The sequence below is a fragment of the Staphylococcus hominis subsp. hominis genome, assembly GCF_002901845.1.
GTDB classification, from domain to species: Bacteria; Bacillota; Bacilli; order Staphylococcales; family Staphylococcaceae; genus Staphylococcus; species Staphylococcus hominis.
Genome location: NZ_PPQE01000025.1, coordinates 872,692 through 885,675 on the forward strand (window position 1 = coordinate 872,692; position 12,984 = coordinate 885,675).

Annotated in this window: 17 protein-coding genes; all 17 read right to left on the bottom strand. The window is 30.5% G+C overall.

Translation table 11 applies throughout. The features are described 5' to 3' along the window. Positions 1-30 precede the first annotated feature (30 nt). The 17 genes from CD034_RS05845 to pxpB all read right to left on the bottom strand — a co-directional run bounded on the left by CD034_RS05845 (position 31) and on the right by pxpB (position 12,690). Positions 31-495: a ComE operon protein 2 gene (locus tag CD034_RS05845; RefSeq protein ID WP_002449872.1), complete on the bottom strand. Its 465-nt coding sequence runs from the start codon at positions 493-495 to the stop codon at positions 31-33. Between the two features lie 66 nt (positions 496-561). Next, the gene (locus CD034_RS05850) at positions 562-1,224 is read right to left on the bottom strand and encodes a helix-hairpin-helix domain-containing protein (RefSeq protein ID WP_103288195.1); all 663 of its coding nucleotides are present in this window, start codon (positions 1,222-1,224) and stop codon (positions 562-564) included. 52 nt (positions 1,225-1,276) lie between these two features. Further along, the gene (locus CD034_RS05855) at positions 1,277-2,008 is read right to left on the bottom strand and encodes a class I SAM-dependent DNA methyltransferase (RefSeq protein WP_002449715.1); all 732 of its coding nucleotides are present in this window, start codon (positions 2,006-2,008) and stop codon (positions 1,277-1,279) included. A gap of 1 nt (position 2,009) precedes the next feature. Next, complete coding sequence (rsfS, locus tag CD034_RS05860; RefSeq protein WP_002449779.1) at positions 2,010-2,363, bottom strand: ribosome silencing factor; 354 nt, start codon at positions 2,361-2,363, stop codon at positions 2,010-2,012. Next, on the bottom strand, positions 2,364-2,948 hold the full coding sequence (yqeK, locus tag CD034_RS05865; protein WP_002449864.1) for a bis(5'-nucleosyl)-tetraphosphatase (symmetrical) YqeK: 585 nt from the start codon (positions 2,946-2,948) through the stop codon (positions 2,364-2,366). Then, the gene (locus CD034_RS05870) at positions 2,938-3,507 is read right to left on the bottom strand and encodes a nicotinate-nucleotide adenylyltransferase (protein WP_002449696.1); all 570 of its coding nucleotides are present in this window, start codon (positions 3,505-3,507) and stop codon (positions 2,938-2,940) included. The genes yqeK and CD034_RS05870 overlap by 11 nt, the downstream gene beginning before the upstream one ends. Positions 3,508-3,511: 4 nt before the next feature. Further along, on the bottom strand, positions 3,512-3,802 hold the full coding sequence (gene yhbY / locus CD034_RS05875; protein WP_002449800.1) for a ribosome assembly RNA-binding protein YhbY: 291 nt from the start codon (positions 3,800-3,802) through the stop codon (positions 3,512-3,514). A gap of 6 nt (positions 3,803-3,808) precedes the next feature. Continuing rightward, positions 3,809-4,615, bottom strand: a complete 807-nt coding sequence (gene aroE / locus CD034_RS05880) for a shikimate dehydrogenase (protein WP_002488542.1) — start codon at positions 4,613-4,615, stop codon at positions 3,809-3,811. A gap of 12 nt (positions 4,616-4,627) precedes the next feature. Beyond that, on the bottom strand, positions 4,628-5,728 hold the full coding sequence (gene yqeH, locus CD034_RS05885) for a ribosome biogenesis GTPase YqeH (RefSeq protein WP_002449730.1): 1,101 nt from the start codon (positions 5,726-5,728) through the stop codon (positions 4,628-4,630). Further along, on the bottom strand, positions 5,729-6,256 hold the full coding sequence (locus CD034_RS05890; protein ID WP_002449847.1) for a YqeG family HAD IIIA-type phosphatase: 528 nt from the start codon (positions 6,254-6,256) through the stop codon (positions 5,729-5,731). A gap of 27 nt (positions 6,257-6,283) precedes the next feature. Beyond that, positions 6,284-6,970, bottom strand: coding sequence for a 5'-methylthioadenosine/adenosylhomocysteine nucleosidase (locus CD034_RS05895; RefSeq protein ID WP_002449724.1), 687 nt, complete (start codon positions 6,968-6,970; stop codon positions 6,284-6,286). A 176-nt stretch (positions 6,971-7,146) separates the two neighbouring features. Continuing rightward, positions 7,147-8,385: an NRAMP family divalent metal transporter gene (locus CD034_RS05900; protein WP_002449885.1), complete on the bottom strand. Its 1,239-nt coding sequence runs from the start codon at positions 8,383-8,385 to the stop codon at positions 7,147-7,149. A 12-nt stretch (positions 8,386-8,397) separates the two neighbouring features. Further along, complete coding sequence (pxpA, locus tag CD034_RS05905) at positions 8,398-9,150, bottom strand: 5-oxoprolinase subunit PxpA (RefSeq protein ID WP_037555992.1); 753 nt, start codon at positions 9,148-9,150, stop codon at positions 8,398-8,400. Next, positions 9,150-10,511, bottom strand: coding sequence for an acetyl-CoA carboxylase biotin carboxylase subunit (locus CD034_RS05910; protein WP_002488528.1), 1,362 nt, complete (start codon positions 10,509-10,511; stop codon positions 9,150-9,152). Before CD034_RS05910 ends, pxpA begins: the two co-directional genes overlap by 1 nt. Before the next feature lie 13 nt (positions 10,512-10,524). Then, entirely contained in the window at positions 10,525-10,965 is a 441-nt protein-coding gene (locus tag CD034_RS05915; RefSeq protein ID WP_103288196.1) for an acetyl-CoA carboxylase biotin carboxyl carrier protein, read from the bottom strand. 2 nt (positions 10,966-10,967) lie between these two features. Then, complete coding sequence (locus CD034_RS05920) at positions 10,968-11,972, bottom strand: 5-oxoprolinase subunit C family protein (RefSeq protein ID WP_002455262.1); 1,005 nt, start codon at positions 11,970-11,972, stop codon at positions 10,968-10,970. Continuing rightward, the gene (gene pxpB, locus CD034_RS05925; protein ID WP_103288197.1) at positions 11,962-12,690 is read right to left on the bottom strand and encodes a 5-oxoprolinase subunit PxpB; all 729 of its coding nucleotides are present in this window, start codon (positions 12,688-12,690) and stop codon (positions 11,962-11,964) included. Before pxpB ends, CD034_RS05920 begins: the two co-directional genes overlap by 11 nt. Positions 12,691-12,984: the final 294 nt, after the last annotated feature.

Here is a 12,984-nt window from a genome sequence, read left to right on the forward strand (position 1 = left end):
CACTTAAAAAAGAAAGTGCATATAAAACAACTAACATTCTTTAGTTAAAAATTCAGCTATTTTATTAGCAGAAAATGGTATTTTTTCATACTCAATACCTGCTTGATTTAATAATTTAATAGCATATTTATGATTATGATAATCTTTTGCATAGTATATTTTTTTAATACCTGCTTGAATAATAGACTTAGTACAGTTTAAACAAGGAAAATGTGTGACATATATCGTTGCATTATCTGACGATACACCTTGTTTTGCGCATTGTAATAATGCATTCATTTCTGCGTGGATGGTTCTAATACAATGATCATCTTCTATTAAACATCCTACATCAATACAGTGAACTTCTCCTGCTACTGAGCCATTATAACCTCCTGCAATTATTCTATTGTCCTTTACAATTGTTGCGCCTACTGATAATCGTTGACATGTAGAACGTAATGCAAGCAAATGACTTTGTGCCATAAAATATTCATCCCATTTTATTCTATCCATAAAGTTCAACTCCTTAAAAAAATATATATCTATTATAATTTATATTAAAATTTCTTCCAATTTAATTTATGTAGTAAAGTAATCTTTAAGTTTCTCAAAAGTTTTCCCTCCAATTCCTCTTACTTGTTTTAAGTCTTCAACATTATTAAACTGTCCCTTTTCCTCTCTGTATTTAATAATCTCTTTCACTTTAGTTGGCCCTATACCTGGAACATTAAGCAATTCTCTTTCATTTGCTGTGTTAAGATTGACTTTAATACTTTCAGAAGTATTTAAATTACTTTGATTAGTGGGTGTAGCATTTATTTTCGTTTCATTTTTATTAGGTATATAAATCATTTTTTGATCAGTAAGTTTTTCAGATAAATTGATTTTTGTAATATCAGCGTTTTCAGAAACTTTAGCTTTTTTTAATACATCTTTAACTCTATCGTTCTTTTTCATTTCATAAACATCTGGTAATTTAACAGCCCCTTTGACATCTACATAAATAGTTGAATTTTCTTTAGAAGAAGTGGATAAATTATTATCATTTTTATTTTTATTATATTTTTCATTATTATTAAATTGGCTATTATTAGCATTAGATGTTGTCATATGTTCTGAAATCTCATTATTTTTCATAAGCATGAGAATCACTATAAAAAGTAACACTACTGCAATTAAAATGATGATATGAGTCTTCCACTTAGTTAATAATTGAATTATTTCATTTCTATACTTAAACAAAAACTCATCTCCTTATATGTATAAACGTATAAGGAGATGAGTTTACTTTATTTTATTTATAAGCAACAAAAAACAATCTGTCACCTTTTTCATTATGATTATTGATGTCAAAGTCTACAAAAGTTTCAATACGATTAAATCCAGTTTGTTTTAATAATCGAATATAGAAATCTTTTTCAAATGTTCTTTGATAGTGTGATTCATTAAAACGGTGATAATTACCATTATGCTGTTTTAAAAAGAAACTCATATCATGATAAACACTATAAGGTTCTCCACCCTTTATAGCTTCCCACGCTAAAAATATATTATCATTATCATCAATATAACATTGATTATTAAATGCTGTGTTCATTTTATATATCGTATGAATATCGAATATAAACATTCCTAAATGAGATAAATGATTAAATACACAATTAAACGTATTTACGATATCATCAATATCAGGTAAATAATTCAGGGAATCACAAAATATTGTTACAACATCATATGTTGTATTTAATGAAAAATCGGTCATGTCACCTTCTAACCAAGTAACTTGATTAGATTTATTTGCAGCAATAGATAACATGTCTGTACTTAAATCCATGCCTGTAACCGTTCCAATAGAAGGAAGTAATTGCGTTAAACTTCCAGTGCCACAACCAATATCAAGAATATTTATTGAATCATTAGAAGACATTGTTCTTGTATAATATTTTACAATATTAAACCATTCTTCATAAGGTTGATCTTGAGTAAGCTGATCATAAACTTTACTCATTTCAGTGTATTGCATCATTTTAATATGCTACCTGATTATATGATTCTATTGGAGCATCTTGATAAAGTTTCTCTATATTATAGTAATTGCGTTCATCTTTATGGAAAATATGAACTACTACGTCTGCTAAATCAATTAAGACCCATCTTGCACTTTGATAACCTTCCATACGCTTTACTTCAATATTATTTTCATGCACTTTTTCTTTTACTGCTCTAGCAATTGATTGAACTTGACGTTCATTATTACCATGACACACTACAAAATAATCAGTCATATCACTAATACCTTGCATATTAAGAGAAACAATATCTTCTGCTTTTTTATCTTCTGTCGCTGTGACAGCAATATTTAATAATTCTTCTGAATTCATTTAATCATCCTTTATCTTTTGATCACTATAATTATAATAATTTAAACATTCAATCGTAGAACCATAAACAGTAATATCTTTACTAATTAAAAATAAGACTGTTCGTTTTGATATTTCATAAATTGTTTTATCTAAGCTACCTTGATTGTATGCCATATCTCTAATTTCTTCAACTCCTGGAGTTTTTCTACCAGGTTCTATATAGTCAGCAATAAATACCAATTTTTCAGTTTTTGTCATTTCTTTACGACCAGTAGTGTGATATTTAATGGCTAATAATATTTCTTCATCTTCGATGCCATAATCAGCCTTCATTAATGCTGCACATACAGGTCCATGAAGAATTTCACTTCCATAACTTAACAAATTGCTATCTAAATCATGTTGGCGAACGACTTGATACATTTTTCCTAAATCATCATATTTACAATAATCATGTAAAATGCCTGCTAACTCTGCTTTACTTTTATCTCCATCATAGATTTCAGCAAGCTTAACTGCTGTGTCAGCTACTCTAAGAGAATGTTTAAAACGCTTTTCGGGCAATTTATTTTCGATAAGTTTTTTTGCTTCTTTAGTGTTCATAGAATCCTTCCTCTCTAATATATTTACTAACATTTCGAGGGACTAAAATATCAATTGTTTTTTTATCTTTTACACGTTGTCTAATCATTGATGAACTAATATCCATTCTTGGAATAGATATGGAAATCATATTTTCATCAACCTTTTGAATATTTTTTTCTCTATTTACTACTATAAAGATAATCATTTGCTTTAATTCATCTATTTTATACCATTTATCAAGTTGATCATATTGGTCTGATCCTATTACAAAATAAAACTTATCGTAAGGATTTTGGTCAATTAAAGCTTTTAATGTATCATACGTATAACTTTGACCTTTTCTTTCTAATTCTGCATAACAAATATTTCCGAAACCTAACTGCTCAATTACCATATTAATCATTTTGATGCGATAATGAGCATCTAAGTAATCGTTATGTTCTTTAAGTGGAGCCATATAACTTGGTAAAAAATAGAAAACATCCGGTTTAATTTTATGAAATACTTCATTAGCTACTAACATATGTGCAGTATGAATAGGATTAAATTGTCCGCCGTATAAAACAATTTTTTTCATAGAATTATGGTAATGAAATTTCCTTATTTTCTTGAGATTCTCTATAAATGACTATCATTGATCCAATGACTTGGACCACTTCACTATTAGTAGCTTGACTTAGCGTTTGGGCTAAATCGTTTTTATCATCAAAATTATTTTGAAGTATATGAATTTTAATTAATTCTCTATTTTCAAGTGTTTCATCTATTTGACTAATCATATTATCATTAATTCCAGCTTTACCTATTTGAAAAATTGGATCAATGTTATGCGCCAAACTTCTTAAATATCTTTTTTGTTTACCTGTTAGCATAGCATATTATTCTCCTTTTAATTGATTTAAAACTGCTAATTTCATTTCTTTAATTTCAGCATCTTTGCCAGTCCATATTTTAAAGCTCTCAGCACCTTGATATACAAACATATCTAGACCATTATAAATAGGGTTACCCTTCTCTTCAGCTTGTTGTAAAAATGATGTTTTATAGGGAATATAAATGATATCACTTACCAATGTATTCGGTGATAATTGATCGAGACGAATTACACTCTCTTTATTATTATCTAATCCTGCTGATGTTGTATTAATAATAATATCAAACTCATCAAGATATTGTTCAGCTTGTTGTAGGGTAATCGCATTAATATCTAATTTCCAATTATCAAAGCGACTCATTGTTCTATTCGCTATAGTTAATTTAGGTTGTACACATTGTGAAAGTGCAGTTGCAATACCTTTGCTTGCACCCCCAGCTCCAAGAATTAAAATATATGCATTTGATAAGTCAGGATATACTTGTTTTAATCCTTTTACGTATCCAAGACCATCAGTATTATAACCAATCCATTTATTCCCTTCTATTTTCACAGTATTCACTGCACCTACAGCTTTAGCTTGTTCATCAATATCATCTAAGAATGGAATAATGCGTTCTTTATGAGGAATAGTAATATTAAATCCACTTAAATTTTTTTCAGTTATTATTTCTTTAATATTATCGAAATCTTGAACCGGTATATGCAATGCTTCATAAGTATCATTTAAACCTAAAACTTTAAAATTAGTATTATGCATCACTGGAGATAATGAATGTGAAATCGGATCTCCTATCACTGCAAATTTCATTATGAATCCTCCCTACATAATAGATTGTCTTAAAACAACATCAACACTTTTAGGAACACGAACAATCACTTTTGCACCTGCTTCGAGTGTAATAAAGCCCAATCCAGAAATCATAATGTCACGTTTTTCTTTCCCTGTTTCTAGACGTACAGCTTTCATATCACTTATATTAAATTTTTCGGGGTTACTAGGTGGACTTAATAAATGCCCTATTTGATTTCGCCATAAATCATTTGCCTTTTCAGTTTTAGTTCTATGAATATTTAAATCATTAGAAAAATAACATACAAGTGGTCGTTTCCCACCAGAAACATAATCTATCCTAGCTAATCCACCGAAGAATAAAGTTTGTCCCTCATTTAACTGAAATACACGTTGTTTAATTTCATTCCTAGGAATAATCACTTTCAATTCTTTTTCAGTAACATAATGGGTCATTTGATGCGCTTGTATAATGCCAGGTGTGTCATACATAAATGTGTTCTCATCTAAAGGAATATCTATCATATCTAATGTTGTACCTGGAAATCTTGATGTTGTAACGACATCTTTTTCACCTACACTTTGCTCAATTAATTTATTGATTAAAGTTGATTTACCAACATTTGTAGTACCAACGATATAAACATCTTGATGATTTCTAAAACGGTTGATTGATTCTAAAAGTGCATCAATACCCCATCCTTTATGAGCTGATATTAATACCACCTCTTCAGCTTCTAATCCATACTTTCTAGCTGTTCTTTTTAACCATTCTTTTACACGACGTTGGTTAATTTGTCTTGGTAAAAGATCTAATTTATTCGCCGCCAAAATGATTTTCTTATTTCCTACAATTCGTTTTAAAGCATTAATAAACGATCCTTCAAAGTCAAAAACATCAATTACGTTAACGATAATCCCTTGTCTATCGGATAATCCATTTAATAAATTTAAAAAATCTTCACTATCCATTCCTACATCTTGTATTTCATTATAATTTTTTAATCTAAAACAACGTTGGCATATAACATCATCTCTAAATAAATTATGTTCTGGCACATACCCAGGTGCGTTTTTATCTTCAGATTGTAAAGGAGCGCCACAACCGATACATTTTAAAGTTTCATCCAATCAATTTTCCTCCCATGTAATATAGCCTTTTCTTTTAAAATAGTTTAATAATCGACGTTCGATTATTCTATTTAGTCTAGTTAAAAATCCATCTGTCTTTTTGACAGGAACTACCATGATAGTATATAGACCGTTATTATTGCCACCAAGTACGTCTGTAAGCATTTGGTCACCTATAACGACTGTTTCTTCTGGTTTAATATTCATGTGTTGTATAGCTTTTTTAAAAGCTCTTCCCATAGGTTTTCTAGCTTTAAAGATAAAATCAACGTCTAAGTCTTTCGAAAAACCGGAAACACGTTTTTCACTATTATTTGATACAATTGTAATCGTTAATCCTAAATCATTTGCTTTTTTAAACCATTCTTGTATTTCTTTCGTTGGTGTTTTAACGTCCCAACCTACTAATGTATTATCTAAATCTGTAATAATACCTTTAAAACCAGAATTTGCTAACTTTTCAATATCAATTTGAAATACAGATTGTACATAATCACTAGGCATAAAATATTTTTTAATTAATCCCATTCATTTCACCTTTAAATTATTTATTGTTTATATTTCTTTAACCAACTGTTCAACAATGTTACTTGATGATTGAGCTGCTTTACCAAGAAACTCTTCAAACGACATTTCTGCTTTCCCATTTGCTAAATCAGAAACAGCACGAGTGACGATAAAAGGTAAATTAAATTGATAACAAGTTTGAGCAATAGCCGTTGCTTCCATTTCAACTGCCATAGCTTCTGAAAACTGACGTTTAATTTTTAATCGCTGTTCGCTACTACCAATAAAGCTATCGCCACTTACAATTTGACCAATTTTAGCGGTTAAATTTTGCTGTTTTACAACTTTTTCAGTTAATTGGAGTAATTGTTGGTTAGCTTCAAATTGAGCTGGCATTTGAGGTATTTGACCGATGTCGTATCCAAAAGCAGTTGCATCTGCATCATGGTACATCACATGATTACTAATTAAAATGTCTCCAACTGATAAACTGTCATCTAAAGCACCAGCAGAACCTGTATTTATAATTAATGTTGGTTTAAATTTTTCAATTAACAATGTTGTGGATATTGCAGCATTTACTTTTCCAATTCCACTTTGTGTTAAAACAACATCTTTATCATTTAGTTGACCACGATAAAATTTTACATGTGCTACTTCAACCTCATTTAAATTCACTAATTTATGTTTTAAAATCGCTACTTCTTCTTCCATAGCTCCAATAATTCCAATCATATTTACACCTCAACTTTAATCTTAGCACATGTTATTCTAACATAATTTCTAGTTCATCACGACTAACTTTTTCTATTAAAATAATCTTGTAAATGATTTAATAAAAAAACTGTCGATACAGTTAAACACTGTCGACAGTTAAATTTTAAAATCCTAAATTAGATATTTATTTATGATTAACCTTTCCATAAAGTAGCTAAATCTTGTAGAGACAATATACCTGTTATAATTGTAACAATAACTGCTACAATGCCAAATACTAGCATCCATGTTGGATGTTTATAATCTCCAACAATTGATTTTTTTCTACTCGCTATCAATATTGCACCCAAAGTAATCGGTAAAATCCATCCATTTATTGCTCCAGCAATAATCAATAAACTAATTGGTTTTCCAATTAATAAGAAAATTATTGTTGAAATCACGATGAAGACAATGACAATCAAATTATTTTTATTAAATAATGATTTGTGTAATGTTTTTAAGAAAGTTGCACTTGTATATGCTGAACCGATCACTGATGACATTGCGGCTGCGAAAATAACAACTCCAAAAATATTTTTTCCTATTGGTCCAATAGCATGTTCAAATACTGATGCTGGCGGATTATCTGCATTTAAAGTGACACCTGTCACTACAACTCCAAGTACTGCTAAGAATAATAATGTTCTCATAATACCTGTAGTTAAGATACCTGCAATAGCTGAACGATTCACAAATGGTAAAAACTCTTTACCTTTCATTCCAGAATCAAGTATTCTATGTGCGCCAGCAAATGTGATGTATCCACCTACTGTTCCTCCAACTAAAGTAATAATTGGTAAAATTAATTTAATGGGGTGTTCTGGTGCAACTGAATGGATAAGTGCATCACCATAGGGAGGGTTAGATACAACCATGACATAAGCTACTACTAATATCATTATTACTCCTAAAATCATTGAAACAATATCCATAATTTTTTGACCACTTTTACTTACAAATATTAAAATTGCAAAAATGGCTGTAATCGCTGCTCCCCATTTAACATCAAGTCCAAACATTGCATTCAATCCTAAACCAGCACCAGCTATGTTTCCGATATTAAAAGCAAGTCCTCCAAAAGCAATCAATATTGAAATTAAAGTTCCTAATCCAGGTAACACTTTATTTGATGCTTCTTGACCACGTAAACCTGTTACAACTAATACACGCCAAATATTAATTTGAGCTCCAATATCAATTAATATAGAGATTAAGATTGCAAAAGCGAAACTTGCATAAAATTCTGCCGTAAACACAGCAGTTTGAGTTAAAAATGCAGGACCAATCGCTGATGTAGCCATTAAAAATACAGATCCATAAAGTAAGCGTCTATGACTTTTTGTAAATTTAAAATTGTCTTTATCTTGTTTTTGATTTAAACTTTCTTTCATTAGAAAACCCCCTTATAAGGATTGAATATCAATGCCTTCTTTCGTTAATTTTTTTCTTATTTGTTCAACAAATTCTAGTGCATGTTTACCATCACCGTGAACACATATTGTATCTGTTTCCAAATCAATTTCTTTCCCATTGCGACTTATCACTTTGTTTTCAGTTACCATTTTCAAAACTTGTTTTAGTGCTTCATCAGTATCAGTAATGACTGCGTCTGGTTCTTTACGACTAACTAATTGTCCATTATCTTCGTAACGTCTATCAGCAAACACTTCAGAAGCTGTTTTCAATCCAATTGCTTTAGCTTCAGATATTAATAATGAATTAGATAAACCTACAAGCACTATAGCAGAATCAAAATCGTATACTGCTTTTGCAATTGCTTTTGCAATGTCTTTATTTTTAGCACCCATATTATACAGTGCACCGTGTGGTTTAACATGATTTATTCGTGTTTGATGTACTTTACAAAATCCTTCTAAAGCACCTAACTGATAAACTATGAGGTTATATACTTCGGTTGGACTAATATCCATCTTTCGACGACCAAACCCTTTTAAATCTGGAAGTCCGGGATGAGCGCCAATACTCACATGATTTTTTTTAGCTAATTTTACTGTTTGATTCATTACATTTTCATCGCCCGCATGAAAACCACAGGCTATATTAGCAGATGTAACTAAAGGAATGATATCTTTATCACCTCCAAATGAATAGTTACCAAATGCTTCACCTAGATCACAGTTTAAATCAACTTTCATCATAATTTCACTCCTTTAACTATGTGATGTTTTTCAAGGAATTTAATATCAACTTCTTCTGCATTTCCTTTTGCGTATGGTGGGTAACTTAATACTGCATATAGAAAATCAGCCGTAGTAGTGAAACCATCAATTACCATTTCGTCAAGTGCCACTTTTAATTTGTTAATCGCAGAAGTTCTATTAGAGTCTTTTACGATAACTTTTGCAACTAGTGAATCATAGTAAGGAGATACTTGATAACCAGCATATAATAACGAATCTACTCTAATATTAAAACCTTGAGGTAAGTGTAGACGTTTAACTTTACCTGGAGTAGGTTGGAATTTCTTTTCTGGATTTTCAGCGTTGATACGTGCCTCTATTACATGACCATTGAATACAATATCTTCTTGACTAAAAGGTAATTTATTATGTAATAACAAATATAATTGTGCTTGTAATAAATCTCTATCTGCACGCATTTCAGTAACAGTATGTTCTACTTGTATTCTTGCGTTCATTTCAATAAAGTAATGTGCCTCTTCAGTAACTAAAAATTCAATAGTACCAGCACTACGATAATTAGAGGCTTTTGCAACTTTGACAGCATCATTACATATTTTTTCACGTCGTTCTTCAGATAATGCTGCACATGGTGCTTCTTCTATTAATTTTTGATTTTTTCTTTGGACTGAACAATCTCGTTCACCTAAATGAACATAATTTTCTTTGCCGTCACCAATCACTTGAACCTCTACGTGTTTTGCAACAGGAATAAATGCTTCTACATACACTCGATCATCATTAAAATATTTTTGACCTTCACTTTTAGCTTCTTTTAATGACTTCTCAAGTTGATTTTCTTCCTTAACAATTCGAATACCTTTACCGCCACCACCACTTGCGGCTTTTAATACTAAAGGATATCCTATGTCTTTTGCTAATTCTTTAATTTCTTCTACAGAGTTTACTGCATCTGTTGAGCCAGGAATAACTGGTACTCCTGCTGAATGAACGGTTTGACGAGCAGTTATTTTATCACCCATCATTTCCATTGTTTTTTTGTTAGGGCCAATAAAATGAATACCATTTTCTTCAACTTTTTGGGCAAATGTTGTACTCTCCGATAGAAATCCGTATCCAGGATGGATAGCATTAGAACCTGTGATTTCAGCTGCACCAATAATACGTTCTATATTTAAATAACTATCTAAAGGATTTGCTTCTCCAATGCAAACTGCTTGATCAGCCAAACTTACATGAAGACTTTTTTCATCACCTTTAGCGTATACTGCAACAGTTTCTATTCCCATTTCTCGACACGCTCGAATGATACGTACCGCAATTTCTCCTCTATTTGCTACTAAACAACGATACATATTTTTGCCCCCTTTATTTTACTTTAACTAGAACTTGATCGTATTCAACGTTTGTACCATGTTCAACAACAATGTCGGTAATCTCACCATCTATATCACTAGTCACTTCATTCATTACTTTCATTGCTTCAACATATCCGATAATATCACCAGATTTAATGTTGTCACCTACTTGAATTATAGGATCCGTTAATTCCTTGCTATCTTGTAAGAAGAATGTTCCTACCATAGGAGAAGTAATTGTTTTTGATGAATCATTTGAAGGGTTATTTTCTGAAATACTTTTGTCTTGAGAATTCCCTTCAGATTGTATTACTGGAGTACTATTATTTTGATTGTTACTTTGTTCAGTAAAATCTAATTCGATTTTGTTTTTGTTATCTTTATATTTAAATTTTTTTACATCATTTGATTTTACAAGTTTAATGACTTCTTCTATTTTTTTAATATCCATAACTATCTCTCCTCTGTAATGATTTTAGTCAATTTCTTTGCTGTCGGTCTCATTTCACCCATATTAAAGGTTGGTGACGTGTTAATTTCAGCATTTAAATGATTAAAGTGATTTAGATATTGTTCCTGAACCTTTGCAGACTCTTCAATCGTTGACCACTTAAATCGAATTAAATCTCCCGGCTTAAATTGAGCAATTTTATTTAAATCCAGTTGAGTGACTGTAGCGATTTTCGTATAGCCACCTATAGTTTGTTTATCATTTAATAAGATAATAGGATTACCATCATTTGGGACTTGAATACTTCCTAAAGCAACAGGTTCTGAAATAATATCTGCTCCAGTTTTAGGAGGGATATGCTCACCATTAAGACGATACCCCATTCTATCAGATTTTTCAGAAACTTTATATTCCATATTAACGAGCTTATTTATACTTTCCTTTGAAAATGCTTCAATTTGTGGACCGGTAATAATATGTATTATATTATCTTCGGGAATAGCATTATAAACTGTTGTTTTACCCAAATTTTGTTTGAAAGATGGATTTTCTTTTAAGTATATCAAATCTCCTTTTGATAATGGTCTCCCTTTGTAACCACCAATTTTACTTCTAGTATGTGTCGAATAACTTTCTGCTATTGGTTGAATATCTAAAGGATGGCCAAAGAAAATATAACCACGGGCGCCTGCAGTCACTGCTCCAACTTTCAAAATATCGCCTTTGCATGCATAAATTACAGTATTAATATCAACTGTCTCTTCATTTAATTTTGCGTTTACATGTGCTCCTGTCAAAATAAATGTATTATCTTTATTAAATTGAAGTGTTGGACCGATAATAGTATATTCAAGGCTGGGTCCATTATTACCAATTAAAGTCTTACCAATTAAATAACTATATAAATCCATAGCACCAGCACTTGAAAAACCTAGGTGTTGAAAACCAAATCTTCCTTCATCTTGAACAGTTGTAAACATACCAGGTTGAATAATACTAATCGACATGATTTAACACCCACTTTTCTTTATTAAATCGATTTTCTGCTATTTCACTTTGGATGTCGTTAAATGTATTTTCATCAATAGAATAAAACTTAATATAATCCCCCGCTTGATATAAAGACATTTCATCGTCGTTGATATCAAATACTTTTAATGGTGTTCTTCCAATAATTTGCCAACCACCTGGTGAATCAGAAGGATATAAACCAGTTTGATTATTTGCTATTCCTACTGAACCTGCGTCAATTTTGACTCTAGGTTCATCTCGACGTGGAGTATGTAAACGAGAATCCAATCCACCTAAAAATGGAAAACCAGGCATAAAACCTAACATGTAAACGAGATATTCATTTTGAGTATGGATTCGAATGACTTCATCAGTAGTTAGTTTGTTATGTTTAGCTACATATGGTAAATCAGGTCCGACTTCTAAATTATATAATACTGGAATATGTATGATCGTTTTATCTGAAATATCTTTAGCATGTTCACCATTTAACTGTTTTAAATCTAATATATCTATTAATTGCTTAAAATTAAGCTTTATATTATCAAAATTTATCATAATTGCTCTATATGACGGTATCACATCTTTGATACCATCTATTCTTTTAGCGTGTATATGTTTAGTAACGGATTCAACATCTCTGTAATTACTTTCAGATATTTCTTCTTTAAAATAAAGCGCAATTGATTGTTCATTAATAATCTTTATTTCCAAAGATGATGGTCCTCCTTCGATTATAAATAACGTATTTCATTTTATATATTAGTAATATAAAATATCCACGTATTCATAGTAGTTTAATATGTCTTTCAAATAGACAATAATAAAAGAAGGTAAGTAATGCATTAATGTAATCGCTTACCCCCTTTCAGTACAAGATATTTATATAATTTGTCTACATTGTTATTTAAGCATATATTTATATTTTTGTCATGTGAAAGTTCTAAAAATTAAATGAATGTACTTGCTTATATCTAATTTATAGTTAAATAATTATAAATATTTAAC

Excerpts from the sequence above, each read along its gene's own strand:
- CD034_RS05845 (WP_002449872.1), bottom strand. The coding sequence starts at position 495 with ATGGATAGAATAAAATGGGATGAATATTTTATGGCACAAAGTCATTTG.
- CD034_RS05855 (WP_002449715.1), bottom strand. The coding sequence starts at position 2,008 with ATGATGCAATACACTGAAATGAGTAAAGTTTATGATCAGCTTACTCAA.
- rsfS (WP_002449779.1), bottom strand. The coding sequence starts at position 2,363 with ATGAATTCAGAAGAATTATTAAATATTGCTGTCACAGCGACAGAAGAT.
- yqeK (WP_002449864.1), bottom strand. The coding sequence starts at position 2,948 with ATGAACACTAAAGAAGCAAAAAAACTTATCGAAAATAAATTGCCCGAA.
- CD034_RS05870 (WP_002449696.1), bottom strand. The coding sequence starts at position 3,507 with ATGAAAAAAATTGTTTTATACGGCGGACAATTTAATCCTATTCATACT.
- yhbY (WP_002449800.1), bottom strand. The coding sequence starts at position 3,802 with ATGCTAACAGGTAAACAAAAAAGATATTTAAGAAGTTTGGCGCATAAC.
- aroE (WP_002488542.1), bottom strand. The coding sequence starts at position 4,615 with ATGAAATTTGCAGTGATAGGAGATCCGATTTCACATTCATTATCTCCA.
- CD034_RS05890 (WP_002449847.1), bottom strand. The coding sequence starts at position 6,256 with ATGGGATTAATTAAAAAATATTTTATGCCTAGTGATTATGTACAATCT.
- CD034_RS05895 (WP_002449724.1), bottom strand. The coding sequence starts at position 6,970 with ATGATTGGAATTATTGGAGCTATGGAAGAAGAAGTAGCGATTTTAAAA.
- CD034_RS05900 (WP_002449885.1), bottom strand. The coding sequence starts at position 8,385 with ATGAAAGAAAGTTTAAATCAAAAACAAGATAAAGACAATTTTAAATTT.
- pxpA (WP_037555992.1), bottom strand. The coding sequence starts at position 9,150 with ATGAAAGTTGATTTAAACTGTGATCTAGGTGAAGCATTTGGTAACTAT.
- CD034_RS05910 (WP_002488528.1), bottom strand. The coding sequence starts at position 10,511 with ATGTATCGTTGTTTAGTAGCAAATAGAGGAGAAATTGCGGTACGTATC.
- CD034_RS05915 (WP_103288196.1), bottom strand. The coding sequence starts at position 10,965 with ATGGATATTAAAAAAATAGAAGAAGTCATTAAACTTGTAAAATCAAAT.
- CD034_RS05920 (WP_002455262.1), bottom strand. The coding sequence starts at position 11,972 with ATGTCGATTAGTATTATTCAACCTGGTATGTTTACAACTGTTCAAGAT.